Source organism: Bifidobacterium sp. UTCIF-39, assembly GCF_006408715.1.
Taxonomy (GTDB): Bacteria; Actinomycetota; Actinomycetes; order Actinomycetales; family Bifidobacteriaceae; genus Galliscardovia; species Galliscardovia tissieri.
Genome location: NZ_JEOG01000001.1, coordinates 194,909 through 218,390 on the forward strand (window position 1 = coordinate 194,909; position 23,482 = coordinate 218,390).

Genomic DNA, 23,482 nt, shown 5'->3' on the forward strand with positions numbered 1-23,482 from the left:
GCAACACGAGAACCGCAAAACCATCTGTTGGCAACAACTCAAAGGAGTAATCACTATGGCAGATAAGACCAACGAAGAGCAGCTGGCCTACCTTTCCGAGCTGGGCGTGGTGCCGCTGGTCACCCTCCACAGCGTCGAGGAGGCCGTCCCGCTGGCCAAGGCCCTTGAGGAGGGCGGCGTTCCGGTGGCTGAGGTCACCTTCCGTTCCCCGTACGCCATCGAAGGCATGAAGAAGATCCGCGACGAGGTTCCGGGCGTCACCCTGGTGGCCGGCACCGTGCACACCGTGGAGCAGGCCAAGGCCTCCATCGAGGCCGGCTGCAAGGGTCTGGTGACCCCGGCCTTCACCAAGTCCGTGGTGGATTACGCCCTCGAGAACGACGTTCTGATCCTCCCCGGCACCGCCGTTCCGTCCGACGTGGACGACGCCTACCAGCGTGGCCTGCGCTACGTGAAGTTCTTCCCGGCCGAGGCCTACGGCGGCGTGAAGACCCTCAAGGCCCTCAACGGCCCGTTCGCCGAGATGAAGTTCCTGCCCACCGGTGGCGTGAGCCTCAAGAACGCTGAGGAGTACCTGTCCCTGAACAACGTGTTCGCCATCGGCGGCTCCTTCCCGGTGCCGTCCGCCGCGCAGAAGGCCCACGACTGGGCTGCCATCGCCCAGGCCTGCAAGGACGCGCGCGCCCTTGTCGAGAAGGTCCGCGGCGCCAAGGCCTGATGCCTTGAGCCTGTGAGCTCTATGATTCTGAGATCCTGAGAGGGTCCTAGGATCTTCGGCCCGAGCCTCCGCGAGGGTCGTATGATGCCCGTTTCGCATCATGATCGGATATGCCAAGTCCGGCATTTTCCCGGTCGCGACGCGAAACGGGCATTCGCCATATTTAGGCAAATCATGGCAACCATAGGTCATGTGCACGGTAAAACACCCACAATAGGTGTGGTTCTTCTAATGAACAAAAACGAACGAAATTGTTCGCGCACTGGCAGCGTGGATGATTTCGGCCGCCGGACCGCTGCGTCGCACCTGGCAGTAGACGCATCGATTCCCGACGTATGACGTGAAAAATGGGTTCCACGTCATCAATGCCGATGCGGTTCTTTCGAGAACCGTTTCGAGGAAGGAAAAACATTGGCCTCCAATAACGCAAAGTGGCCTTATAAGGCCCATGACATCACCATTGGTCGTGGTATCCAGTACGGCATGCTCGACCTCATGGGTGGTGGCTGGAACAACATCGTTTCCGGCGTCATCTTCGCATACCTCACCCTGGCGCAGGGCTTCAACCCCGCAATCGCCGGTTCCATCGCCGCTGCCGGCCGTATCGTCGACTGTGTCTGGAACCTGTTCCTCGGTCTGATCACCGATAACTTCTACAAGACCAAGCTCGGCCAGAAGTTCGGCCGCCGCCACTTCTTCATGGCGATTGGTCTTGTGCTGTTCGCCTGCGTCTTCCCGCTGTTCTGGATCAGCTCCACCAGCTGGGTTTACTACCTCGTGGTGTATATCGCCATGGAGATCATCATCGCCATGATGATTGTGCCGTGGGAATGCCTGCCCACCGAGATGACGCGTGACTACAGCCAGCGCACCACGCTCTCCGGCTCCCGTATGGTGATCTCCGCCACCGGTACCGCTCTGGTGTTCCTGATTCTGGCCGCCCTGAAGCAGGCCCAGAACCCGAACGCCTACCTGATCGCCGGTATCGCCTGGACCGTCCTGTTCGTGGTCGCCATCGGCATCTCCACCTTCGGCACCTGGGAGCGTCCGCTCACCAAGGAGTTCATCGAGTAGCTCAACTCCCGTCCGAAGCAGTCCGTGGGCGAAGTGCTCAAGGACTCCATCAAGGGCTACGCCGACACCTTCAAGAATCAGGCGTTCCGTACCCACCTTGCCGTGTACCTGCTGAGCTTCACCGGTAAGGACTTCTATTCCACCCTGCTGCCGACGTTCATCGCCTGCTGCATCTCCGGTGCCGGCGACTCCTGGCCGTGGACCTTCCAGGCCATGTCCATCCTCGGCATCCCGATGACCATCTGGTGCGCCCGCCTGATGATCACCCACGGCCCGAAGTTCCTGTTCCGCCTGAGCTACGTCTCCATCCTGATCGCCATGATCGCGTACGTGGCCGTGTGGGCCATGGGCATCCACAACCCGTTCTGGATCTTCCTGATCGTCTCGATCATCTACCAGTGCGGTCGTGCAACCCTTGAGTTCACCCCGTGGAACCTCTTCCCGTTCATGCCTGATGTGGACTACATCATGACCCGTGGTGACCGCGCTGGTCTGTACGCCTCCGTGATGACCTTCTTCCGCAAGTCCACTGGCGCCATCGCCACGTGGGTTGCCGGTATCCTTCTGGAATTCACCGGCTACAAGGCCGACACCATGAAGAGCTTCGACACCACGCCGCACAACGTTCAGGTCGGCATCGTGCTGGTGTTCTTCCTGGGCACCTCCATCCTGATCGCCTGGGCCCTGTGGCTGAGCCGTCACATCTACCTCGACCGTGAGACCCACGGTGTGCTCAAGGCCGAGATCGAGCGCCTTGAGGAAGGCGGCGACAAGAAGGACGTGAGCGACGAGGCCCGCAAGGTCGCCGAGGAGCTCACCGGTCACCCCTACGAGAAGCTGTGGCCGGATCTGGACAAGAACGGTCGTCCGATCGAGCAGATCTGACACTGAGTTGTGAGCCGCGGGTGGCGGATGCCGTCCGCGGCTCATCCATAACTGAATAGAACAACTGAATATCAATAATCACGCGGCCGTACCGATGGGGGCGGCCGAATCATGAAAGGCAATGCAATGGCGCAGATCATTCTGTACAACGAGAAGATCGACAAGATGGTGTTCATCCAGGCCGAGTTCAACGACGGCAAGGTCGCGTTCACCGGTCTTGACCAGGCTGGACAGCTCGACTTCGCCACGCCGGCCGACCAGATCGAGCCGACGCTGGCCGCGCTGACCGACGCCAACACCTTCGTCCTCAACGAGGGACTCGACGGCAAGTTCAAGTCGATGACCTACGGCGAGTGGGAGGCCCTGCGTTGCGCCCAGGCCAACGCCGGCATCAAGGCGAAGGTCGACGAGCTGGCCGTGTCGGACGAGACGAAGGCCGAGATCAAGGGCTTCTTCGACTCCTTCACCGACTCGATGACCGTCAAGTACATCCAGGGCAAGCGCTCCTGGGGTCAGATCTACGACGAACTCTTCGCCGACTTCTCCAAGCTCGCCAAGTGAGCTGTCCGTTTCGGTGAACACCACGTCAAATGATGGCAAACGGTTGCCAACATACGACGTTATCAGCGAAAATAATGGTACCCGGCAATGCAGCTGAAGATCTGTGCCGATCGGAAGCCGCCTCTCGTAGCCTAATCACCTTCGACCGTGCCGGTAAGTCGAATACTTATCACCCGGGCAACTCCACTCGAGCGATCGGTGTTTGCAAGTGACTTCGCGGTTTTGATCGGTTCCGCGATGTGTGTGCCATAAACCCGTCCGACATCCTTCCGTCGGGCGGGTTTTTCTATGTCCGCAGACGGTTGCGCGATCTCTATTTTGGAAAACGGTGGAAAATGCGGTTGATTCTTGGCGTCATCAGACCGTAAAACTGTTGGCAACGCTTGATTATGCGATTCAATCGACAGTTTTGTGATCTGCTTCACGAAAAACGGCTCCCAAAAATGGAAAACGGTGGAAAATCCGATTCGTTGTGATCTGCCTCACAGCAGACTGGAGTCATACGGACATGACGCGACAACGACATCGCGATCATGGCCGTGACCAATCATCAGCGAACGACAAGCGAAACGAAGACGCATCGCGGTCGTACGCATGACGCGAAGGAGCCGTAGTGAAAATCAGCACCCTGCTCACCGGTCTGGAGAACCATGGCGATCACCTCGACGTGACCACCAACGGCGCCAAGTTCCAGGTGTATCTGATCGACGAGAACATCATCCGCATTCGCAGCACGTTCAAGGATGAGTTCCCCGAGGAGCTCAACTACGCGATCGTCAAGACTGCATGGGACGACGTGTCCGACGAACTCATGGCGGGGGAGCGTACCCGCGTGGAGCCCATCGCCATCGAACTGCAGGAACCCGAACCGGGCGTGCACACCGTGTCCACCGGCACGTACACGCTGCGCATCCACAGCGATCCGTTCGCGTTCGAGATCGTGGATGTGGACGGCAACGTTCTGCACTCCGATCTGCCCGGCCGCTCGTTCATGGAGGACAGCCTCGGTCGTCCCACCCACTACACGCAGATGGGCAACCACAACTACTTCTACGGATTCGGTGAAAAGAGCGGCGAACTCAACAAGATCCGCCGCCGTATGCGTATGCACAACGTCGACTCGCTCGGCTGGGACTCCTCCAAGTCCGATCCGCTGTACAAGATGATCCCGTTCTACATCAATTTCGACTCCGAACGGAACCTCACCCACGGCCTGTTCTACAACAACTCCGCCGATTCCGTGTTCGACATGGACTGCGAGCACAGCAACTACTGGCTGCGCTACAGCTACTTCCAGGCCGAGGCCGGCGACATCGACCTGTACTTCATCGGCGGCCCGACCATCAAGGACGTGGTGGAACACTACACCGACCTGACCGGCAAGACCGCGATGATGCCGCTCAGCTCCCTTGGCTACATGGGATCGACCATGTTCTACACCGAGCTCGACAAGGACTGCGACAAGGCCATCGAGGACTTCGTCGACACGTGCGCCAAGTACGGCATCCCCGTCGACGGCTTCTTCCTCTCGTCCGGATACACGTCGGGCGAGGACGGCAAGCGCTACGTCTACAACTGGAACTACGACCGCTTCCCGAGCCCTGCCGGATTCGTCGAGGCGCTCGAGGAGAAGGGCGTGCAGGTATCACCGAACATCAAGCCCGGCATGCTCAACACGCACTACCTGACCGACGAGTTCGAGCAGGCGCGCGCCTACGTGCGTACCGCCGACGATTCCGGTTCGCAGGTCGACCGCTACTGGGGAGGCCCCGCGCACTTCGTCGACTTCACCAGCCCGGCGGGCCGTGCCAAGTGGAGTGAGCACATGACCAAGCAGCTGCTCGCCAACGGCATCCGCTGGATCTGGAACGACAACAACGAGTACGAGATCGCCGACAACGACGCCATCGCCGAAACCGAGGGACTCAAGCGTCCGATCGGCGAGGTGAAGCCGCTGATGAGCACGCTTATGGCCAAGACCGCGCATACCGCGATCGAGGCGTTCGACGCCGACGTGCGCCCGTACGTGACCAACCGCGCCGGCTACGCGGGCATCCAGCGCTACGCGCAGACCTGGTGCGGCGACAACGGCACCTCGTGGACCAACCTCAAGTACAACGTGCCGACCATCCTTGGCATGGGCCTGTCCGGCGTGGCCAACCAGGGTGCCGACATCGGCGGATTCGACGGCCACGCGCCCGAACCGGAACTGTTCGTGCGCTGGGTGCAGAACGGCGTGTTCCAGCCGCGCTTCTCCATCCACTCGTGCAACACCGACAACACTGTGACCGAACCGTGGATGTACCCCGAGTACACGCACTACATCGCCGACGCGATCCGTCTGCGCTACCAGCTGGCACCGTACTACTACTCGCTGCTGCACGAGGCGTCCGTCACCGGTGCGCCGATCATGCGACCGCTCGTCTATGAGTTCCAGAACGATCCGAATACGTGGAACGAAAGCTTCGAGTTCATGATTGGATCCTCGCTGCTCGTGGTCAACGTGCTGGACAAGGGCGTCGATTCCATCGACGTGTACCTGCCGGCCGGCACCGACTGGTATGACTTCGAGACCCGCCAGTGGCTCGCCGGCGGTCAGACGATCACCGTGCCGGTGACCCTGTCCAGCATCCCGATGTTCCTGCGCGCCGGTTCGATCGTGCCGCAGTGCCCCGGTCTGACCAACCTGCACAACCAGCCGATCGACCATCTGACCCTGCTCGTCGAACCGGGGGAGAAGACCACCTTCGACCTGTACGAGGACGACGGCGTGACCCGCGCCTACGAGCATGGCGACTACCTCAGCACCACGGTCACGGTGACGCCCTCCGCCGACGGCGTGGACATCGACTTCGCCCGCACGGGATCGTACGAGACCCGTGTGAAGACCATGGAACTCGAGGTGCTGTGCCGCCGCATCGCGCCGCTGAGCGCCGAAGTGGCCGGGCGTGAGATTCCGCGCTTCCTCAATTACGACAAGTTCCTCGCCGCCGACGAAGGCTGGTTCTTCGACGGCCAGACCCGCAAGGCGCTGGTCCGCTACGCCAACCCGACCGGCGACTACCGCGCCAGCCTGGTCTTCAAGGCCAAGGATCTCGTCTCGATCTGAGTTGATCCGCCTGAGTTGATCCGCAAACGAAAGAACAATCCGGTATGGGCGATCGAACCGCCAAGAACGCCGCCCATGCCGGACCGTAATAGTCAATACATTTAGGAGAGAGTAATGACTACGCAAACTACCGTAGGCGTCAATCAGGACGCCAAGGCCGCCGAGCCCAAGTTCAATCTCATGCGATGGATGGCCGGCTATCTGGCCTTCTGGATCATCATGTCCATCGGCTTCGCCATGGTCAGCCAGGTGCTGCTGCCGCAGCGCATCAAGGATCTCGGCGCGGAGAACCCCACCGCGGTGCTCGGCACCATGACCGCCGTCGGCTCGATCGTCGCCCTCGTGGCGAACATCATCGTCGGCGCACTGTCCGATCTGACCAAGTCGAAGTTCGGCAAGCGTACGCCGTGGCTGTTCTGGGGCGCCTGGTTCTCGCTCGGCTTCTACTTCCTCATGGGCAACATCGGCATCATCGCCGGCCTGACGCTTGTGCTGTGGCTGAGCAAGATCGGCTTCAACATGATGAACTCGCCGATCTACTCCACTGTGTCCGACCGCGTGCCGGAACAGTACCGTGGCACCATCTCGTCCGCCATCGGCTTCGGCAACACGCTCGGTCTGGCCATCGGCGCGTTCGTCGGCTCCTACTTCGTCAACTCCGTGCGCTTCGGCTTCACCATCGCCGCAATCTGCATGTTCGTCTCCGCCATGCTGTTCCTGCTCATCATCCCGCGCGAGCCGAGCAACAAGGACGAGAAGACCGAACTCAAGGAGGGCAGCGTCTGGAAGCACGTCGTCTACTCCTTCACCCCGCCGGTCAAGGGCGCATCCGACTTCTGGAAGGCGTTCTGCTGCCGTACGTTCCTGCTGCTGGCCATCCAGATGCTCGCCGGCTACTGGCTGTACATCTGCCAGGACTACATCGGTCTTGAGAAGAACGCCGCCGCCAAGGTCGTCTCCATGATCGCCATCTTCCAGATGATCGCCTCGATCGTGGCCATGATCGTCGGCCCGCTGTCCGACCGCATCCACCGCCGCAAGCCGATGGTCGTGCTCTCCGCAGGCCTCGCCATGATCGGTTTCGCATTCCCGATCATCATGCCGAACATCACCGGCATCTACGGTGCCGCCGTGTTCGTGGCGCTCGGTCAGGGCATCTTCATGTCGATCGATCAGGCGCTGAACGTGGACGTGCTGCCCAGCAAGGAGAACGCCGGCAAGGACCTCGGCTTCATCAACGCGGCCACCACCGCCGGCCAGTCCGCCGGCATGGCGCTCACCTCCGCCATCGTGACCGCCACCGGCACCTACGACTACATCTTCCCGATCGCCATCGCGATGAGCGTGCTCTCGATCATATCGGTGCTGCTCATCAAGAAGGTCCGCTAGTCGTCTGGACCGACTTCGCCTCGGCTCCTCTCCCTTCCGGAGGGGAGCCTTCGGCATATCATCACCCAGCAAAGGAGCAATCATGAACCTGCCGAATCAGCAGCCGCAATCGCTCGCGAACTCACCGCTGCAATCCACCGTCATCACGCTTAACGAAGATCGCAACGTCATCCTGTCCGCCTATCTGCAGGGCGTCGGCGACCGCTTCCGTATCGACGCCCGTCCAGCCGTCATCGTCATCCCCGGCGGCGGCTACCAGTACTGCGCCGAACACGAGGCCGAACCCGTCGCACTCGCCTTCATGCGCGCCGGATACCACGCGTTCGTACTGCGCTATTCCGTGGCCGAACACGCCGGCTGGCCCAACCAGCTCGACGACTACGAACAGGCCATGTCGTTCATCCGCGCCCACGCCGACGACTGGGGAATCATCCCCGACCGCGTCGCCGTATGCGGCTTCTCCGCAGGCGGTCACCTCGCCGGTGCGGCCGCCACAATGTCCAGCCCGGCCACCCGACCCAATGCCGCCATTCTCGGCTACCCGGCCCTGCTCGGCTCCTCCATCCAGGGCTGCGATCCCGCCGCGCCCGACGTGGTCGACGCCGTCGACGTCACCACCTGCCCCTGCTTCGTATTCGGCACGCGCGACGATGCGCTCGTATCCGTCTCCAACCTCATCTGCATGAACGAAGCGCTCGCCGACAACGGCATCTCCTTCGAATCGCACATCTACGCATTCGGCCCGCACGGCTTCGGTGCTGCCACGCCGAGCGTGACCGACGTCAGCAAACTGTCCGGCCGCGCCCTGCGCTGGCTCGACGACGCGCTCGACTGGCTCGGCGAGATCTTCGGCACACTCACACTGAACGGCATGACCCAGCCGCGCTGCCTGCCGCATGTGAGCGCCGACTACGAATCGTCGTTCTCCCTCGACTGCACATTCGGATACCTGCGTACCAACGAGCAGGTGGCCGCCGTGATGCGCCCGTTCCTCGACTGGTTCGACGAGCATTATCTTGAAGTCGCCGCCAGCATCGGCCCGGCCATGCTGCATCTGGCGACCACGCAGGGCAAGCCGGGATTCTACGCGATCGGCGACGCCCGAACCATGCGCGAGATCCTTGACAATACGCCGTTCGACGACGGGTATGCGGTCGATCTCGCCGCCGCGCTCGCCGCGATCGACAAGCGGTAGCGGTGTTGAATACGATCTGCTGCGGTCGTCTGCAATAGCGGACGACCGCTTTTGCATCTACATCATCGACGACGCCGGTGCCGCGGCGATCGAATCGCGGTTCACGAATTCGGATTGCATGCGGATCGGTGTCAGATCGCCGTCCGACACATGCAGCAGACGGTCGATGATACGGCTCGCCGTGGCCTCGCCCAACGCACGTCGTGGCACGCGGATGCTTGACATCTTCGGCGTGCAGATCTCGCATTTCGGGGTGTCGTCGATGCCGATCAACGACACCTGCCACGGCACACGCAGTCGATGCGCCTCCAGAAACAGCATGAACGCATACGCCACGTCGTCATTGAACGCGATCGCCGCGGTGGTCGGCCGTGCCAGATATGCGGCGAACGCGTCCGCCGATCGTTCGTCCACCGGATAGGCGCATGGCGTGCGCCGGAATTTCAATCCTTCGCGCTTGCATGCGGTGATGATCGCGTTCGTGCGCAGACCGTTCTGCCACGAACTGTCCGGGCCGGGGAGATACGTGACCTGCTGATGGCCAAGACGTTTGAGTTCGCGTACCGCATCGGCCAGACTCGGCCCATCGTCCGCGTACACCGACTGCACACCGCCGACGATACGATTGATCACGGCCAGCGGTCGCACCTGCGCCACCTTGCGGATCGTGGCATCCGACAGTCGTGACGCACTGAGAATAATGCCGTCCACATGCGGGATGCTGCGCTTGATGATCGCCAGCTCACTCGCCTTGTCCTCCTCCGTATCGCACACCATTAGACCGAAATTCCGCGCCGCGCATTCGCGCTGGATACTGCGCGCGAACTGCGCCGATACCGGATTCTCCAGATCGGTGACCACGAGCGCCAGCAGCCCGCGCAGATGCTTCTCCTCGCGGGGAATGATCGATTCGCTGCGATAGCCGAGCCGCTTCGCCGCCTCGAGTACACGGCCCAGCGTCTTCACGTTCACACGCGACGGCTGACGGAACGCACGCGACACCGTGGTGGGGGAGACGTTGGCCGCAGCGGCCACATCCCAGATCGTCGCCGGATCGGAGATGGGCGTGTTGTGGGGCATATCCGCCTTATCTGACGCATTCGTGCCGTTTTTCGTGTAGTCATTCATACCGTCGGTCATATTCGCACCGTCGTCCGTCATGGTCGTCGTGCCGCCGGCCGTGACCTCATCCGGCATACGATTCTCATTCACATCATCGTGTGCGTTGTCCATACCGTCATCGTATCCAATTCCGTCGGAAAACGATTGTAAATTGCACTCGACGAACGCAACAACGGCCAACAATGGGTAAGGAACGCATTCGTGACGCATTCCCCGCAACGACGTCGAGCCGTCACTCTGCCTTTCAATGGAGAAAACGGAAGAAAAACCAATCAGGGAGGAACCACCGTGGCAACCCCAACATCATCGGCTTCGCCGTCTGATGCCGAACTCAAGGTAACCATCGACAACAAGCGCCCGTTCGGCCTGCGCGACAAGATCGGTTACGCACTCGGCGATGCCGGCAACAACTTCTCGTTCAACATGGTCAACACGTTCCTCATGATCTTCTACACGAACGTGTTCGGCCTCCCCGGCGCGGCGGTCGGAGGCCTGTTCTTCGCCGCACGATTCATCGACGCCATCGCCGACGTGACCATCGGCCGTCTGGCTGACAACAGCCCGCTCACCACGGCCGGACGTTTCCGCCCGTGGATCTTCCGTATGAAGTATCCGCTGCTCATCGCCGTGATCCTGCTGTTCGTGCCCATGGTGCGCTTCCTGCCGTACACCGGCCGTCTGGTATATGTGTTCATCACGTATCTGGCGTTCGGCATCCTGTACTCGTCGGTGAACATTCCGTACGGCTCCATGGCCTCGGTGATTAGCAACGAGCCGAAGCACAAGACCTCGCTGTCCACGTGGCGAAGCATCGGCGCGGCGGTTGGCTCCGCCATCGTGAGTTACTGCCTGCCGATCTTCATGTACGTGGGCGACTCCACCACCATCGATCCGAACCGCTTCTTCGTCGTCGCCTCGATCTGCGCATGCCTTGGCTTCCTGTGCTATGTGGGTCTGTACTACATGAGCACCGAGCGCGTGCGCACCGAGAAGAGCAAGCCGATTCCGCTGGGCAAGATGCTCATCGACATGTTCAAGAACAAAGCGTTGGTCGTGCTCGTCATCATCGACATCGTGGTGGTGATCAACCAGAACCTGTCCGGCACCACGCTGTCGTACCTGTTCAACGACTACTTCCAGAACAAGACCGCACTGTCGATCGCACTGATCATGAACTACGTGACCGTGCTCGTGCTTGCCCCGTTCGCATCGATCCTCGTCGAACGATTCGGCCGCAAGGCCACCTGCGTGGCCACGCTCGCATGGGGTGCCGTGGTGTACGGTGCCGGTCTGATCATCCACACTACCAACCCGATCGTGTGCATCGTTATCCTGTTCCTCGGTTCGCTCGGTGCCGGTATGTTCAACCTCATGGTGTGGGCGTTCATTACCGACGTGATCGACAACCAGGAAGTGCTGTTCGGTGCTCGTGAGGACGGCATCGTGTACGGCATGAACTCCTTCGCCCGCAAGATGGCTCAGGCCATCGCCGGTGGCTTCGGTGGCGTGATGCTCACCGTGATCGGCTACCAGTCGTCCACCACGGGCGGCGTGCAGCAGACCGCCGAAGTGGTGGATCGTATCTACTACCTCACCTTCGGTATCCCGACCGCATGCTGCGCGCTCGCCGCGATCATCATGTTCGTGTTTTACCCGTTGAACAAGAAGAAGGTCAACGAGAATGCGCGCATCCTCAAGGAACGCGCCGAGGGTGGCAAGTGATCGGCGTCTGATTTCGGTCGGACGCTGACATAGAAAATGTGCCGGACCGTTGACGGGGGAACTCTCTCCTCCCCATCAACGGTCCGGTTTTCGCTATGTACGATTAGGTGTTATGAGCAGTGATGAACGCGGATCGGTAACGATCTGGGATGTGGCGCAGGAGGCAGGCGTGTCGATCGCCACGGTGTCTCGGACATTCAGCCAGCCGAACCGGGTGAACGTCCATACGCTGCAGCGTGTGCGCGATGCTGCGGAACGACTTGGCTACCATGCGAAGCCGGTCAAGCCGGTCCGGCGTGACGACGAGAGATTGCGGGGGCTGGTCGCTCTGGTGATTCACGATCTGGAGTACACGACGTCCGCGCAACTGGCACGTGGCGTGCAGCAGCTCTGCGAATCGAAGAATTTCGGACTGCTGGTTTCGGACTCCGGGGGAAATCCCGAACGGGAGATCGCGATCGTCCGACGGAGTCTGGCGCACGTGGATGGAGTGATCTTGGGATCGTCCAGAATGGCGGATTCCACGATCCGTAAGCTTGCGCAGCTCAAACCGTTGGTATCGCAGAACCGCATGGTGAGCGGGGTGAAATCCATTGTGGTGGATGAAAGCCTGGCGCTCACCGAAGCCGTTGACGCCCTCTGTCGGTTGGGGCATCGACGGCTGACGTATCTGGGTGGGCCGGACCGTTCGTGGCAGAACGGGTTGCGGCGCAACATCATCACGCATGCCTGTGAGGAGCGTGACATGGCCTTCCAACGCATGCGTGTGGTGGAACCGGTGGAACGCCATCGCAAGGAGAGCTTTGCGCCATTTCTCGACCGTCCGACCAGCGCGGTCATCGCCTTCGATGATGCCGTGGCCATGGAGTTCATTTTGTTTCTGATCGACAATGGTGTACGTGTGCCGCGTGATGTTTCTGTGGTGGGCGTGGATAACGTGCCGACAAGTCGACTGTTCACGCCGAGCCTGTCCACCATCGACGTTCCCAGATACGAGACTGGGCGATTGGCTGCATCGGCGCTGATCGGGAAGATCCTGCATATCGGCGAGGATGATGCCGCGCCCGTCTCGGTGGGCGCCGAATTCCTGCCCAGAAATAGCATCGGCCCAGCCCCGAATCAATGATCGGGGCCGGGCCGATGCCGGGCGGTATGGTGGTGAGACGGTGTCGCTTGCTGCCTTATTGGTTGTTGCCGGTGTTATCGGTACTGTCCATGCTGTCCGTGATGGTCACGTCATCCAGTACAATCGCGTCGTCGCTCACACCATGGACCATCACGCTCTCGCATGGGATGGCGATCTTCTCGTCGCCGCGTTTCCACGGACGCACATCGAATTCCTGCACGCCGTCGAACTGTCTGGTCACCTGCAGATCCACGTCATGCAATGTGATCCCGCGCATCGTGGCAGGGTCCTCGGCGCAGACGACCACGCCGGCTCCCACTACGCCGCGGATTCGCTCGAATCGTACGTTCTCAATCGTCCGGCCGGTCAGATCGGTATCGTTGTCACGCGGCAGCAGCGTCAGGTAGATCGCCTCGCCCGAGCCCCACCATTCCTTGCTGAATCCCTTGGTTGTGATGGTGATGTCGCGGAATGCGACGTCGCGCGCGCTGCCTGGGTCGCGCAACTGGAAGGCAAGACCGCGATTGGTGTCACGGATCGTCAGACGCTCGAACACACAATTCTCGAAGTCGCCGAAGCTGCTGGAACCGAACTTCACGGCCGACGATTGCGATGTGATCACACAGTCACGCGCCGTCAGATTCGTGCAGTTGCCGTACTGGGCGGTCTCCTCCGTGCACTTGGGACAGATGCCGTCGTCGCCGGTGATGATCTCGCAATGCTCGATTATCGTGTTGTCGCAGCGGTCAATATCGAATCCGTCGGTGTTCGGCATGCGCATTTCGTTGTGGATCTTCACGTTCCGAGCAACCGTATTCGTACAGCCGACCAGATGGATCGTCCAGAACGGTGCGTTCTGCACAGTCACGTCGGTGATCGTGGTGTTGCGGCAATCCTCGAAGTACAGGGTCATCGGACGCGGATAAGCGTAGAAGCGAAGATGTGGTTCGTCACCCTGATCCGGCAGAATGAACACTTCGTAATTGCCGTCGATCGCGCCATCGCCACTGACCGATGCCCCCTCGCAGCCAAGGGCGTGGATGAACGCACAAATCGGCGTTTCGTTGCGCAGCAGTTCGAAGCTGCCCGGGCGGTGCGTATAGCGGTCCTCGTCGCCGCTGCCCTTCAGCGTCACCCCGGCACCGACATGTAGGTCCACGTGGGACCGTAGGTTCAGGCCGTCGCATAGATACGTGCCGGGACGGTCGAGCAGTACACGGCCGCCACCGTTCGCCTCGCAGTCGTCGATGGCGTGCTGCACGAGAGCGGCGAACTCGGATGGTCCCATGCCTTCGTGGTAGTCATCGAACACATGGATGGTGGTTTTGTTGCTCATGGAGATCCTTTCGTTAGATGAGGAACATCCTAGGAATACTGTGCCGCATCTGTGCGGCTTGGCAATTGATCAGACGCGTTTATGGGTGCGCAGGAATTACTACCGTTTTCATTGTTCTTGGATGGAGAGGGATGCGCTCTGGATTTACATTCTTTTTCCATGGCATTTTGGAAAACCATGGAAAGGGTACGAGAGGAATGTGACGACTGAGGCAGCATTGTGAATGCAATCGTGTACGGTCGTACCATTCAACGAGGAATACGACTCAACGAGGAATACGACAACGGGAGGGGAATCATGTCCAAATCGACAGAACAGAACAAGCACGACGACTCCGCCAAGCACGACGACTCCACCACCGATCTCACCGTCGGCAGCCCGCTGCTGCGCATCCTCATCTTCTCCATCCCGCTCGTGCTCGGCACGCTGTTCCAGCAGATGTACAGCTTCGCCGACGCGGTGATCGTCGGCCGACTCATCGGCGACGACGCACTCGGCGCGGTCGGCGTCACCTACCCGCTCAACTTCCTCATCCTCGGCTTCGTGCAGGGCGCATGCATCGGCTTCTCCATCCCCGCCGCGCAAAGCTTCGGCGCCAAGGACGAGCGCGACTTCCGCCGATTCATGTGGAACGGCGCATGGCTCGGCGTGATCCTCTCGGTCGTATTCACCATCGCCATGGTCCTGCTCGCCAAACCCATGCTCGAACTCATCGGCACACCCGCCGAACTGCTCGACATGGCCGTCGCCTACATCGTCGTCATCTTCCTCGGCATCCCATCGGCCATCCTCTACAACCATTCCGCGGCCCTGCTGCGCGCGGTGGGCGACTCCAAGCACCCGTTCTACTTCCTGCTCGTCGCCTGCGTGGTCAACATCGTGCTCAACTACACGTTCATCGGCGTGATCGGCATGGGCGTGATCGGTTCCGCGCTCGCCACCGTGATCGGGCAGACGCTGTCCGCCGTACTCAACTGCTGGTGGGCGTTCACGCGGATCGACATCTTCCAGGTGCACCGCGACGAGATGGGCTGGTCCGGCCATCACATCGGTCGACTCTGCTACGTGGGTCTGCCGATGGGATTCGAATATTCCGTGTCCGCGATCGGCGCCGTGGTGATGCAGGATGCGATCAACTCGCTCGGCGCGGCCATGGTCACCGCACAGACCGCGGGCGAGCGCATCCGTCAGATGTTCACGCTGCCGATGGAAAGCGTCGGCATGGCGATGGCCACCTACGCCGGTCAGAACTACGGCGCGCGGCGGCTCGACCGTATCAAGCTGGGTCTGCGTGACGGTGTGATCATCCAGGCCGTGTATTGCGTGATCGTCTGGGTGGTGATCTTCCTGTTCAAGGCGCCGATGTGTCGGTTCGTGCTGGGTGACACGAGCCCGACGGTGTTCGATGGCGCGGTGCAGTACCTGTTCATCATGAGCTGCTTCTTCATCATCCACGGCTCGCTGATGATTTTCCGCAACACGTTGCAGGGCATGGGCTACAGCACGCATGCGATCGTCTCCGGAGTGGGCGAGCTGATCGGCCGCTGCCTGGGCGGATGGCTGACCATCATCGGGGGTGGCTACCTCGCCGTCTGCTACTCGAATCCGCTGGCATGGGGACTCGCGTTGCTGTACTGCATGGTGATGGTCACCGTACTCATCCGCCGCAAGCGCCGCGATCCCGATTTCGCCGCCCTTGCATAGTCGGGGAATTCAACGATCCGCCGGTCCGATGCTCGCCTGCGGCAGGAACGACGTGGCGCAGTGCCTGATCGGGGCGGCTCCGGGATCGGCCGCATGCAGAATCCGATCGATGCACATGGTGGTTCCGGTCTCGATCATCTCCCGTCTGGGGATGATGATGCTTGCCAACGGCGGTTCGAACATCTGCGCCAGTCGCGTGCCGTCGATGCCCACCACCGACACCTGATCCGGAATCCGCACGTCGTGTTGTTTGAGGAACGCCATGAAACCGAGGGCCATCACATCGTTGTAGGCGATCACCGCCGTGGTTGGATGGTCGAGAAAGTCCTGAAAATCATGATATCCGCCACGATAGGTGGGTGCTTCGCACTGCATGCGCCGCACCTTGATGCCGCGCTGGGCGCAGAGTTGCGCGACCAGCTGCCAGCGGTGCCCCTCCTGCCAGGAGAGCGTAGGGCCGGCAAGATACGTGATCGATCGGTGTCCGAACGCGTACAACTGATCGATCGCGTCATCCAGACTGCTGTTCAGATCCGGAATCACGCACGGCAATCCGCCCACGATGCGATTGATCACGGTGACCGGCTTGAGCTGTGCGGCCTTACGCAGTGCGGTGTCGGACAGTCTGGGGGAGATGAGAACCACGCCATCGGCGAGCTGCGCGGCATTGCTGAGCAGCCGCTTCTCCTGTGAGACATCCTCCTCGCTGTCGCTGACGGTGACGGAGAACCCGCGGCGGATTCCTGTCGATTGCAATGTATGAATGGCCGTGGTGAACGCGGGATTGTTGATGTCCGGCACGATGGCGGTGACCATGCCGTGCAGTTGCTCCTCTCGGAACGAGTCGACCTTGTCGGAGCGGTAGCCGAGTTCCTTCGCCACGAGGAGCACGCGCTGCGCGGTCTTATAGTTCACCCGTCCCGGGCGTGACAATGCGCGGGATACGGTCGCCGGCGAGACCCCGGCCACGGCCGCGACCTCGTCGAGCGTGACCTTTTTCGATTTGTCTGATCTCTCACTCATTGTTGCCTATTGTAACGATGGGGTATCGGCATCGGCATTGGCATGGGTATCGGTATTGGCATCGGTATCGTCGGACCAACTGCAAAGCGTGGAAAGAAAATCCGATCCATTGCAATCCACCGTATCGTCGATACCAGAGACAGGCAATGCAGACCGTCTCCCATTCCAAGGAAGGAAACATCAATGGCAACGATATCGTTGGATGTCGGGCTGCTGAAGCAGATTCGCACGGTCGACCCGCTGATGGCGTCATACAACATCGAAATGACCGAGGTGACCGGCGGCACATTCTGGAAACGCTATACGCCGGGACAGATCGCCGGCACGGAACCGTTCGTATTGCACGGCATCGCCGACCTGCAGAACAGCATGGAACCGTATCCGCCCAAGGATCTGCGCAACGCCCGTCTGCTCGCACTGGCCAAGGCGATCGGACCGGCCTGGGTGCGCGTGTCCGGCAGCTGGGCGTCGAACACCTACTACGACTTCGACGGCACGACCGGCGGCAAGGCCCCGGAGGGTTTCTCCAGTGTGCTGACCCGTGACCAGTGGGAGTCCGTCCTTGATTTCGTCAAGGCGATCGACGGGCGTCTGCTCGTGTCGGTGGCCAACAGCGCCGGCGTGCACAATACGCCCGACGGCAGTTGGGACCCGGCGCAGGCGAAGCTGCTGTTCGATTTCAGCCGCGACTATGGCGTGCCGATCGCGGCCGCCGAGTTCATGAACGAGCCGAACATCCTCACCCCCGACAATTCGCCGCTCGCGTCGGGCTACGGCATGATCGAGTACGCGCGCGATCAGGACGCGTTCTTCCGCTTCCTGCGTGAAAACTATCCGGATGTGCTGTGCGTCGGACCGTGCGCTTCGGAGATCGGCGGGCCGCATGTGCCGTACAGTACGGTCAATGCGCAGACCAACGCCGCCGCGGGCAATGCGCTCGCCTCGCTGGACGCCTTCAGCAGCGACGATCTCATGCCGCATCTGCAGGAGCGCGCCGACGTGTTCAGCTACCACTGGTACAACGGTATCTCCGAGCGTGGCGCAAGTGTGCTCGGCAACCATTGGGATGCGTCGGAGGCGATGGGGAAGGACTATCTTTCGGTCGCCGAGGCCGCCTGCCGCCGATACCTGCCGATGCGCGATGAATACATGCCGGGCGCGCCGATGTGGATCACCGAAACCGCCGACGCCGGACTTGGCGGCGACACATGGGCGTCCACGTACCTCGACGTGTTCCGCACCGCCTGCGAGCTGGGTGTGTTCGGTGAGCTTACGGATGGTGTGATCTTCCACAACACGCTCGCCTCGTCCGACTACGGATGGCTTGATTTCGGCGACTTCTCGCCTCGGCCCAACTACTGGTTCGTGCTGCTGTGGAATCGTCTGATGGGCACGACCGTGTATGGCGTGGATGAGGGTGTGCTTGGCGCCGGTGGTGTGCCTGACGATGGCGATGCCACGCTTGACGATTTCGTGCACGTGTACGCACGGTCACGCAAGGACTGCCGTGACGGCGTGGCATGGCTGATCGTCAACAGTTCGACGACTGAATCGATCGACGTGCACGGCGTCTCCGGCGGCTGGGTCTACCAGCTCACCGCCGACGATCCGCACGCGCGCGATATCCGACTCAACGGGCGTCCGCTGGCTCTTGGCCCTGACGACGAACTGCCCGACCTGGTCCCCGACACCGTCTCCGGCGACACCGTCACCCTGCCTCCCGCATCCATCATCTTCCTCGTGCGGTAGAGGGTTCCTGGGGTCGGACCTGCGGACAAGGTCTTGGTCCGGCCCCGGTTACTACTGAAAAATCATCATTCAATGACTTGTCTTCATGACGATCCGCTTGCTTTGACGATCCTGTCGTTTCGACAATTAATTTCAGCATTTCGGCATTGCTGTAGCTCTGCCGTTTTGGCAGATTTGCCATCTCAGCAATTTCAACAATCTCAAAGGAGAGAGAACAATGAGTTCACCAACGTCTGGCACTACAGTGCGTCCCTTCGGCATGCGTGACAAAGTCGGCTATCTGTTTGGCGACTTTGGCAACGATTTCATGTTCACGTTTGCCAGCTCGTTCCTGATGATTTTCTACACCAAGGTGATGGGTGTGCCCGGCGCTGTGGTCGGTACCCTGTTCCTGATTGCGCGAATCATCGATGCCTTCGCCGACGTCACCGTGGGCGTGCTTGTCGATAAGGCCCCGGCCACAAAGAACGGCAAGTACCGCGTATGGATGATGCGTATGGCTGCACCCGTGGTCATCTTCTCCTTCCTGATGTATCAGACCTTCGCCATCGGTGCTTCGATGGGCGTGAAGATCGTCTACATGTACGTGACGTACATCATCTGGGGCATTTTGTACTCCTCGGTAAACATCCCCTATAGCTCCATGGCGTCGTTGATCTCTCCCGAACCTGACGATCGTACGAGCCTGTCCACGTATCGTTCTGTTGGTTCCACCTGTGCTTCCCTCGTCATCGGCGTGGTCGCCCCGTTGATCATCTACTCGGCTGATGCCAATGGCAACCAGATCATTCGTGGTGGCGAAGGTACGCAGGTGTTCGCTCTGGTCTCCGGAATCTTCGCCGTGTGTGCGTTCCTGTGTTTCTACGCCTGCTACAAGATGTGCACCGAACGTGTGAAGCCGGAGAACCATCACGCCGATACTGCAGCTGGAGAGCGCAAGTCCACGTTGCACATGATCGGGAACGCGTTGAAGAGCCGCTCCCTGTGGGGCCTGATTCTTATGTCGCTTTCGGCCACTATCGCCATGCTGTTCCTCATGCAGATGGTCAACTATGTCTATGCCGATTACTTCCGTTCCGCTAGCATGATCTCCCTCACTGTGATGTGTGGATCTCTGGGTATGCTTGCCTGTGCGCCGCTGGTGAAGCCGCTGTCCAAGCGTATCGGACACAAGGGCTGCGCAGTCTGTGGACAGCTGCTGGCCTGTGCTGCGGTAATCGTGTTGTTCGTGCTGCACACCGACGTGCCTATGGTGTTCACCGTTGGTTACGTGGTTATCTTCTTCGGCGTGGGTATGAGCAACATGGTGTGCTACGCCATGGCTACTGACACCATCGACGACATCGAAGTTACGCAGAATATGCGTGAGGATGCCACCGTGTACTCGGTATACTCCTTCGGTCGCAAGGTCGGTCAGGCCATCGCTGGATGGATCTCCGGTAACGCGCTGACTTGGGTCGGATACAAGGCTGGTGCTGAGGCGGTTCAGAATGATGCCGTGCGCAACAACATCTACAATTTCAGCACCGCGATTCCCGCTGTGGCGTTGGGGGTTGGCGTTCTGCTGCTGATCTTCGTCTACCCGCTGAACAAGAAGCGCGTCGATGCCAATGTCGCAGTGCTTAAGGCCAAGCGTGTGGCGGGTGAGACGGAGGCCTGATCCCGTCGCCCGGTTTCTCGCCACTTGCAGGAAAGTAACTCACTTTGAGGGAAGCTACTTACCTGACATCCCTCACTCCCCAATTCCAACCGCGACTCCCTTCCTCGAAGGAAGCCGATGACACCGGCGACTGAGGCATTGCCAGGTTCCGCCCTTCGGGGACGTGCCTCAGTCGCCAAAGCCCCTTCCGGACCTCCCTCGGAAGGGGCTTTTTCTGTTTGGAGCTATTGTTACGGCCATTCTGACCGCGCACTGTTTCTCGGTTTCTCGCCAGTCACCGTTTCTGCAACAGCCAATTGAGCACGGAGCCGGATGCCACGAGCAATGCGCCGAACCAGAACGGTAGCGACAGGCTCAGATGCAAGAGCAGTGCGCTCGCTCCCACCGACAGCACCGGTGTGGCATAGGACGCCACGGCCATCGTCTCCATGCTGCCGTGCAGAATGCCGTATCCCCAGCACGCGTATCCGCCGGCGATCGCCACCGCGGCGAATACCACCGTCAGCCATGCCGACACCGGTTGCGCGGCGATCCAACCGCCCAGATTCCCCAGAGCCGAGGCGATTCCTGCGCCACTCGCATCGTCCGAACCGCTCGTCCCTCCGCCAACCACACTCGTAACAATGTGAATAACCCACAGTGTGCAGGTCACCATCGGAAAGAACAGACTCGTTCCGTCATACCCCTTCGCCATCGACGGCGTGATTACGGCATAGACGGACCACGCGAACGCGCCGGCGAATGCGAGCAGATACGGCAAGGGATTGGACGCCACATTATGCGCGGCCACATGCCAGTCCAGCCCGCTATTGCCGCCCACCGACACGATCACGCCCGCCGTCGCCACGATCGCACCGGGAATCGCATATGTCACCGCATGCTTTCGATGTGAAACGGCCGCCGCCAGCAGCACCATGAGCGTGGGCCACAGGTAGTTCACCAGACTGATCTCCACGGATTGCGCCGACGTGGCGGCCAGTCCCACCGACAGTGCGATCGACGTCTCGTAGAACACGAACAGTCCGCCACCGATCAGCAGGTATTTCCGAGGTGCCTGGCTCAGCGGCTTGGGACGCCGAAATACCAGCAGCAATATCGCCCCGCACGTATAGATGAGCGCCGGACCAAGCGTTGCGCTGAACGACTCCGACACCAGACGCACGAGTCCCATCATTAGACTCCACAGCACGATCGCCATCATGCCTACCGCGGTCGCCACGGCGGAGGAGTTCCGCTTCTTCCCAAGTTCCAGTTTCATGCCGCCATGGTATCAGCGCCCGTTTTCATAAAACCGGCGATTTACCGCCATTCCCCAATCCCCGGTGTAAATCCCTGCAAACCACAATCCCCATATCCACCCCGGGCCACACTGAAATCGTGCAATCGGCAATGATGTCGGTCGCAACGCTTCGCCTGCCAGGTGGCGAAGCATCACAATGCCAATGAAGTCTCATGACGAAGAACCACTCATGTAAGGCTACGGAGAAGAAACGGATAACCGGCAATGGCAGACAACAAACATATTCCAAGCGTGTATCGGCCGCGCAAGATCACGGTCGCTCGCGCCATCGGCTACGGCATGCCCGACATGATGGGCGGTGGTGCGTTCACCCTGATCGGTGCGTGGCTGCTGTTCTTCTGGACCACCTATGCGGGACTGACCGCCATCGAGGCGGCGTCGATCCTTGCGATCGCCCGCGTGGCCGACGCCGTGATCAGTCTGTTTATGGGCGCGATCACCGACAATCTGTACCGCTTCAAGATCGGCAAGAAATTCGGCCGCCGCCACTTCTTCCTACTGATCGGCGCACCGCTCATGTTGGAGTTCATTCTGATGTGGGTGACCGGCATGAGCTACTGGTACTACCTGATCAGCTACGTGCTGTTCGAGCTCGTGGCTGCGATGGTACTGATTCCCTGGGAGACGCTGCCCACCGAGATGACCGAGGACTACAACAAGCGCACGATGCTGTCCACCGCGCGTCTGGTGATCTCCTCCGGAAGCTCGTTCCTGGCCACGTTCCTGCCCGGCCAGCTGTTCAAGATCTTCGGTGAGGACAGCCCGATGTCGTACACGTTCAACGCGATCGTGTTCGCCGTGATCTACATGGTGTCCGTATTCATCGCCTACAAGACCACGTGGGAGCGTCAGATCACTCCGGAGATGGCCGCCAAGCTCGAGGCGAAGGCCAAGGAGGGTGCCGGCCGTACGTTCGGCGAGCAGTTCAAGGCATACATCGCCACGGTGAAGCTGCGCACGTTCCGCAAGCATCTGATCGTCTACCTGTGCACGTTCACCGCCAAGGACACGTTCAACGCCGTGTTCGCCTACTTTGTGGTCTCCGTGCTTGGCCTGTCCGCCGGCGTGTCCAGTGGCGTGCTGTCATTGAACATCATCGGCCTACCGCTGACGATTCTGGTGGGCTATCTGCTGGTTAAGTTCAGCCCGCGTTGGGTGTGGTGCGTCGGCATCGTGGTGGAACTGGTCGCGCTGGTCGGATTCTGGGTGCTGTCCGGAGCCGGCATGAACGATCTGACGATGTGGCTGTACGTGGTCGGTCTGGTATACAACATCGGTCTTGGTGCTGTGATTGCCACTCCATGGAACGTGTTCCCGATGATTCCGGATCTCGATGAGTTGGTGTCCGGCGAACATCATGAGGGTCTGTATGCGTCCGTGATGACGTTCGTACGCAAGTCCACGGTTGCGGTCGCCACGTTCGTGGTGGGTCTGGTGCTCACCGAAGGCGGTTACGTGGAGGGGCAGATCGAGCAGTCGATCGGCACCCAGCACACGATCACCGGCATCCTCGTGTTCGGCACCGGCGCACTGCTGGTCGTCGCTCTGCTCACCGCGGCCACGTTCCGCCTCAACAAGACCACGCACACCGTAGTCAAGGACGAGCTCAACCGTCTGCGCAACGGCGGGCACAAGGCCGATGCCCCCAAGGAGACCCGCGAACTCATCGAGAAGCTCACCGGTACCAAGTGGGAGCACATCTGGGCCACCAACCCCAACCAGTGATCGCGTTGCACGATCATCAATAGCCGATCCGGACAACCGGATAAGTCAACCGGCCGGATCAATCAACCGCAAAGACCACGGATG

Annotated in this window: 16 protein-coding genes and 1 pseudogene; 12 read left to right on the plus strand and 5 right to left on the minus strand. The window is 60.5% G+C overall.

Annotated features, from left to right (window positions below; all coding sequences use genetic code 11):
• The first annotated feature begins 55 nt into the window (after positions 1-55).
• The 3 genes and pseudogenes from eda to EP30_RS00685 all read left to right on the plus strand — a co-directional run bounded on the left by eda (position 56) and on the right by EP30_RS00685 (position 3,238).
• A complete protein-coding gene (gene eda, locus EP30_RS00675) occupies positions 56-718 on the plus strand; it encodes a bifunctional 4-hydroxy-2-oxoglutarate aldolase/2-dehydro-3-deoxy-phosphogluconate aldolase (protein WP_094662292.1) in 663 nt (220 codons plus the stop codon).
• Positions 719-1,201: 483 nt separating this feature from the next.
• Positions 1,202-2,677 (plus strand): annotated as a pseudogene (locus EP30_RS00680) (MFS transporter).
• Positions 2,678-2,803: 126 nt separating this feature from the next.
• Positions 2,804-3,238 carry a hypothetical protein gene (locus tag EP30_RS00685; protein ID WP_094662294.1) on the plus strand — a complete coding sequence of 145 codons (435 nt, stop codon included), beginning with the start codon at positions 2,804-2,806 and terminating at the stop codon, positions 3,236-3,238.
• 131 nt (positions 3,239-3,369) lie between these two features.
• On the opposite strand, the gene EP30_RS00690 is transcribed toward EP30_RS00685, so the two are convergent.
• Positions 3,370-3,663 (minus strand): hypothetical protein, encoded by a 294-nt coding sequence (locus EP30_RS00690; protein WP_140555250.1) that lies wholly within the window; start codon positions 3,661-3,663, stop codon positions 3,370-3,372.
• 188 nt (positions 3,664-3,851) lie between these two features.
• Between EP30_RS00690 and EP30_RS00695 the strand changes: the two genes are divergently transcribed.
• From EP30_RS00695 to EP30_RS00705, 3 genes are all read left to right on the plus strand, one after another.
• A complete protein-coding gene (locus tag EP30_RS00695; RefSeq protein ID WP_140555252.1) occupies positions 3,852-6,347 on the plus strand; it encodes a TIM-barrel domain-containing protein in 2,496 nt (831 codons plus the stop codon).
• Between the two features lie 114 nt (positions 6,348-6,461).
• The gene (locus EP30_RS00700) at positions 6,462-7,736 is read left to right on the plus strand and encodes an MFS transporter (RefSeq protein ID WP_140555254.1); all 1,275 of its coding nucleotides are present in this window, start codon (positions 6,462-6,464) and stop codon (positions 7,734-7,736) included.
• A gap of 82 nt (positions 7,737-7,818) precedes the next feature.
• On the plus strand, positions 7,819-8,931 hold the full coding sequence (locus EP30_RS00705; protein ID WP_140555257.1) for an alpha/beta hydrolase: 1,113 nt from the start codon (positions 7,819-7,821) through the stop codon (positions 8,929-8,931).
• 57 nt (positions 8,932-8,988) lie between these two features.
• On the opposite strand, the gene EP30_RS00710 is transcribed toward EP30_RS00705, so the two are convergent.
• Positions 8,989-10,128 carry a LacI family DNA-binding transcriptional regulator gene (locus tag EP30_RS00710; RefSeq protein WP_181160722.1) on the minus strand — a complete coding sequence of 380 codons (1,140 nt, stop codon included), beginning with the start codon at positions 10,126-10,128 and terminating at the stop codon, positions 8,989-8,991.
• 213 nt (positions 10,129-10,341) lie between these two features.
• Between EP30_RS00710 and EP30_RS00715 the strand changes: the two genes are divergently transcribed.
• Together EP30_RS00715 and EP30_RS00720 are read left to right on the plus strand one after the other, a co-directional pair.
• The gene (locus EP30_RS00715) at positions 10,342-11,775 is read left to right on the plus strand and encodes an MFS transporter (RefSeq protein WP_140555261.1); all 1,434 of its coding nucleotides are present in this window, start codon (positions 10,342-10,344) and stop codon (positions 11,773-11,775) included.
• Between the two features lie 112 nt (positions 11,776-11,887).
• Positions 11,888-12,901, plus strand: coding sequence for a LacI family DNA-binding transcriptional regulator (locus EP30_RS00720; RefSeq protein ID WP_140555263.1), 1,014 nt, complete (start codon positions 11,888-11,890; stop codon positions 12,899-12,901).
• 55 nt (positions 12,902-12,956) lie between these two features.
• On the opposite strand, the gene EP30_RS00725 is transcribed toward EP30_RS00720, so the two are convergent.
• Complete coding sequence (locus EP30_RS00725) at positions 12,957-14,237, minus strand: glycoside hydrolase family 28 protein (RefSeq protein WP_140555266.1); 1,281 nt, start codon at positions 14,235-14,237, stop codon at positions 12,957-12,959.
• Between the two features lie 297 nt (positions 14,238-14,534).
• Here EP30_RS00725 and EP30_RS00730 point away from each other — a divergent pair, with 297 nt between their 5' ends.
• A complete protein-coding gene (locus tag EP30_RS00730; RefSeq protein WP_140555268.1) occupies positions 14,535-15,941 on the plus strand; it encodes an MATE family efflux transporter in 1,407 nt (468 codons plus the stop codon).
• A gap of 9 nt (positions 15,942-15,950) precedes the next feature.
• Here the strand turns inward: EP30_RS00730 and EP30_RS00735 are convergent, their stop codons facing one another.
• The gene (locus EP30_RS00735) at positions 15,951-16,964 is read right to left on the minus strand and encodes a LacI family DNA-binding transcriptional regulator (protein WP_140555270.1); all 1,014 of its coding nucleotides are present in this window, start codon (positions 16,962-16,964) and stop codon (positions 15,951-15,953) included.
• A gap of 183 nt (positions 16,965-17,147) precedes the next feature.
• Between EP30_RS00735 and EP30_RS00740 the strand changes: the two genes are divergently transcribed.
• Together EP30_RS00740 and EP30_RS00745 are read left to right on the plus strand one after the other, a co-directional pair.
• A complete protein-coding gene (locus EP30_RS00740; protein ID WP_140555273.1) occupies positions 17,148-18,713 on the plus strand; it encodes a beta-glucuronidase in 1,566 nt (521 codons plus the stop codon).
• A gap of 217 nt (positions 18,714-18,930) precedes the next feature.
• The gene (locus EP30_RS00745; RefSeq protein WP_140555275.1) at positions 18,931-20,373 is read left to right on the plus strand and encodes an MFS transporter; all 1,443 of its coding nucleotides are present in this window, start codon (positions 18,931-18,933) and stop codon (positions 20,371-20,373) included.
• Positions 20,374-20,647: 274 nt separating this feature from the next.
• Here the strand turns inward: EP30_RS00745 and yddG are convergent, their stop codons facing one another.
• On the minus strand, positions 20,648-21,631 hold the full coding sequence (gene yddG, locus EP30_RS00750) for an aromatic amino acid DMT transporter YddG (protein WP_140555277.1): 984 nt from the start codon (positions 21,629-21,631) through the stop codon (positions 20,648-20,650).
• Positions 21,632-21,877: 246 nt separating this feature from the next.
• Here yddG and EP30_RS00755 point away from each other — a divergent pair, with 246 nt between their 5' ends.
• Positions 21,878-23,398, plus strand: a complete 1,521-nt coding sequence (locus tag EP30_RS00755) for an MFS transporter (RefSeq protein ID WP_140555279.1) — start codon at positions 21,878-21,880, stop codon at positions 23,396-23,398.
• Positions 23,399-23,482 lie beyond the last annotated feature (84 nt).

Coding starts and splice junctions, on each gene's coding strand:
- eda (WP_094662292.1), top strand. CDS start 56: ATGGCAGATAAGACCAACGAAGAGCAGCTGGCCTACCTTTCCGAGCTG.
- EP30_RS00685 (WP_094662294.1), top strand. CDS start 2,804: ATGGCGCAGATCATTCTGTACAACGAGAAGATCGACAAGATGGTGTTC.
- EP30_RS00700 (WP_140555254.1), top strand. CDS start 6,462: ATGACTACGCAAACTACCGTAGGCGTCAATCAGGACGCCAAGGCCGCC.
- EP30_RS00705 (WP_140555257.1), top strand. CDS start 7,819: ATGAACCTGCCGAATCAGCAGCCGCAATCGCTCGCGAACTCACCGCTG.
- EP30_RS00710 (WP_181160722.1), bottom strand. CDS start 10,128: ATGCCGGATGAGGTCACGGCCGGCGGCACGACGACCATGACGGACGAC.
- EP30_RS00720 (WP_140555263.1), top strand. CDS start 11,888: ATGAGCAGTGATGAACGCGGATCGGTAACGATCTGGGATGTGGCGCAG.
- EP30_RS00725 (WP_140555266.1), bottom strand. CDS start 14,237: ATGAGCAACAAAACCACCATCCATGTGTTCGATGACTACCACGAAGGC.
- EP30_RS00730 (WP_140555268.1), top strand. CDS start 14,535: ATGTCCAAATCGACAGAACAGAACAAGCACGACGACTCCGCCAAGCAC.
- EP30_RS00735 (WP_140555270.1), bottom strand. CDS start 16,964: ATGAGTGAGAGATCAGACAAATCGAAAAAGGTCACGCTCGACGAGGTC.
- EP30_RS00740 (WP_140555273.1), top strand. CDS start 17,148: ATGGCAACGATATCGTTGGATGTCGGGCTGCTGAAGCAGATTCGCACG.
- EP30_RS00745 (WP_140555275.1), top strand. CDS start 18,931: ATGAGTTCACCAACGTCTGGCACTACAGTGCGTCCCTTCGGCATGCGT.
- yddG (WP_140555277.1), bottom strand. CDS start 21,631: ATGAAACTGGAACTTGGGAAGAAGCGGAACTCCTCCGCCGTGGCGACC.
- EP30_RS00755 (WP_140555279.1), top strand. CDS start 21,878: ATGGCAGACAACAAACATATTCCAAGCGTGTATCGGCCGCGCAAGATC.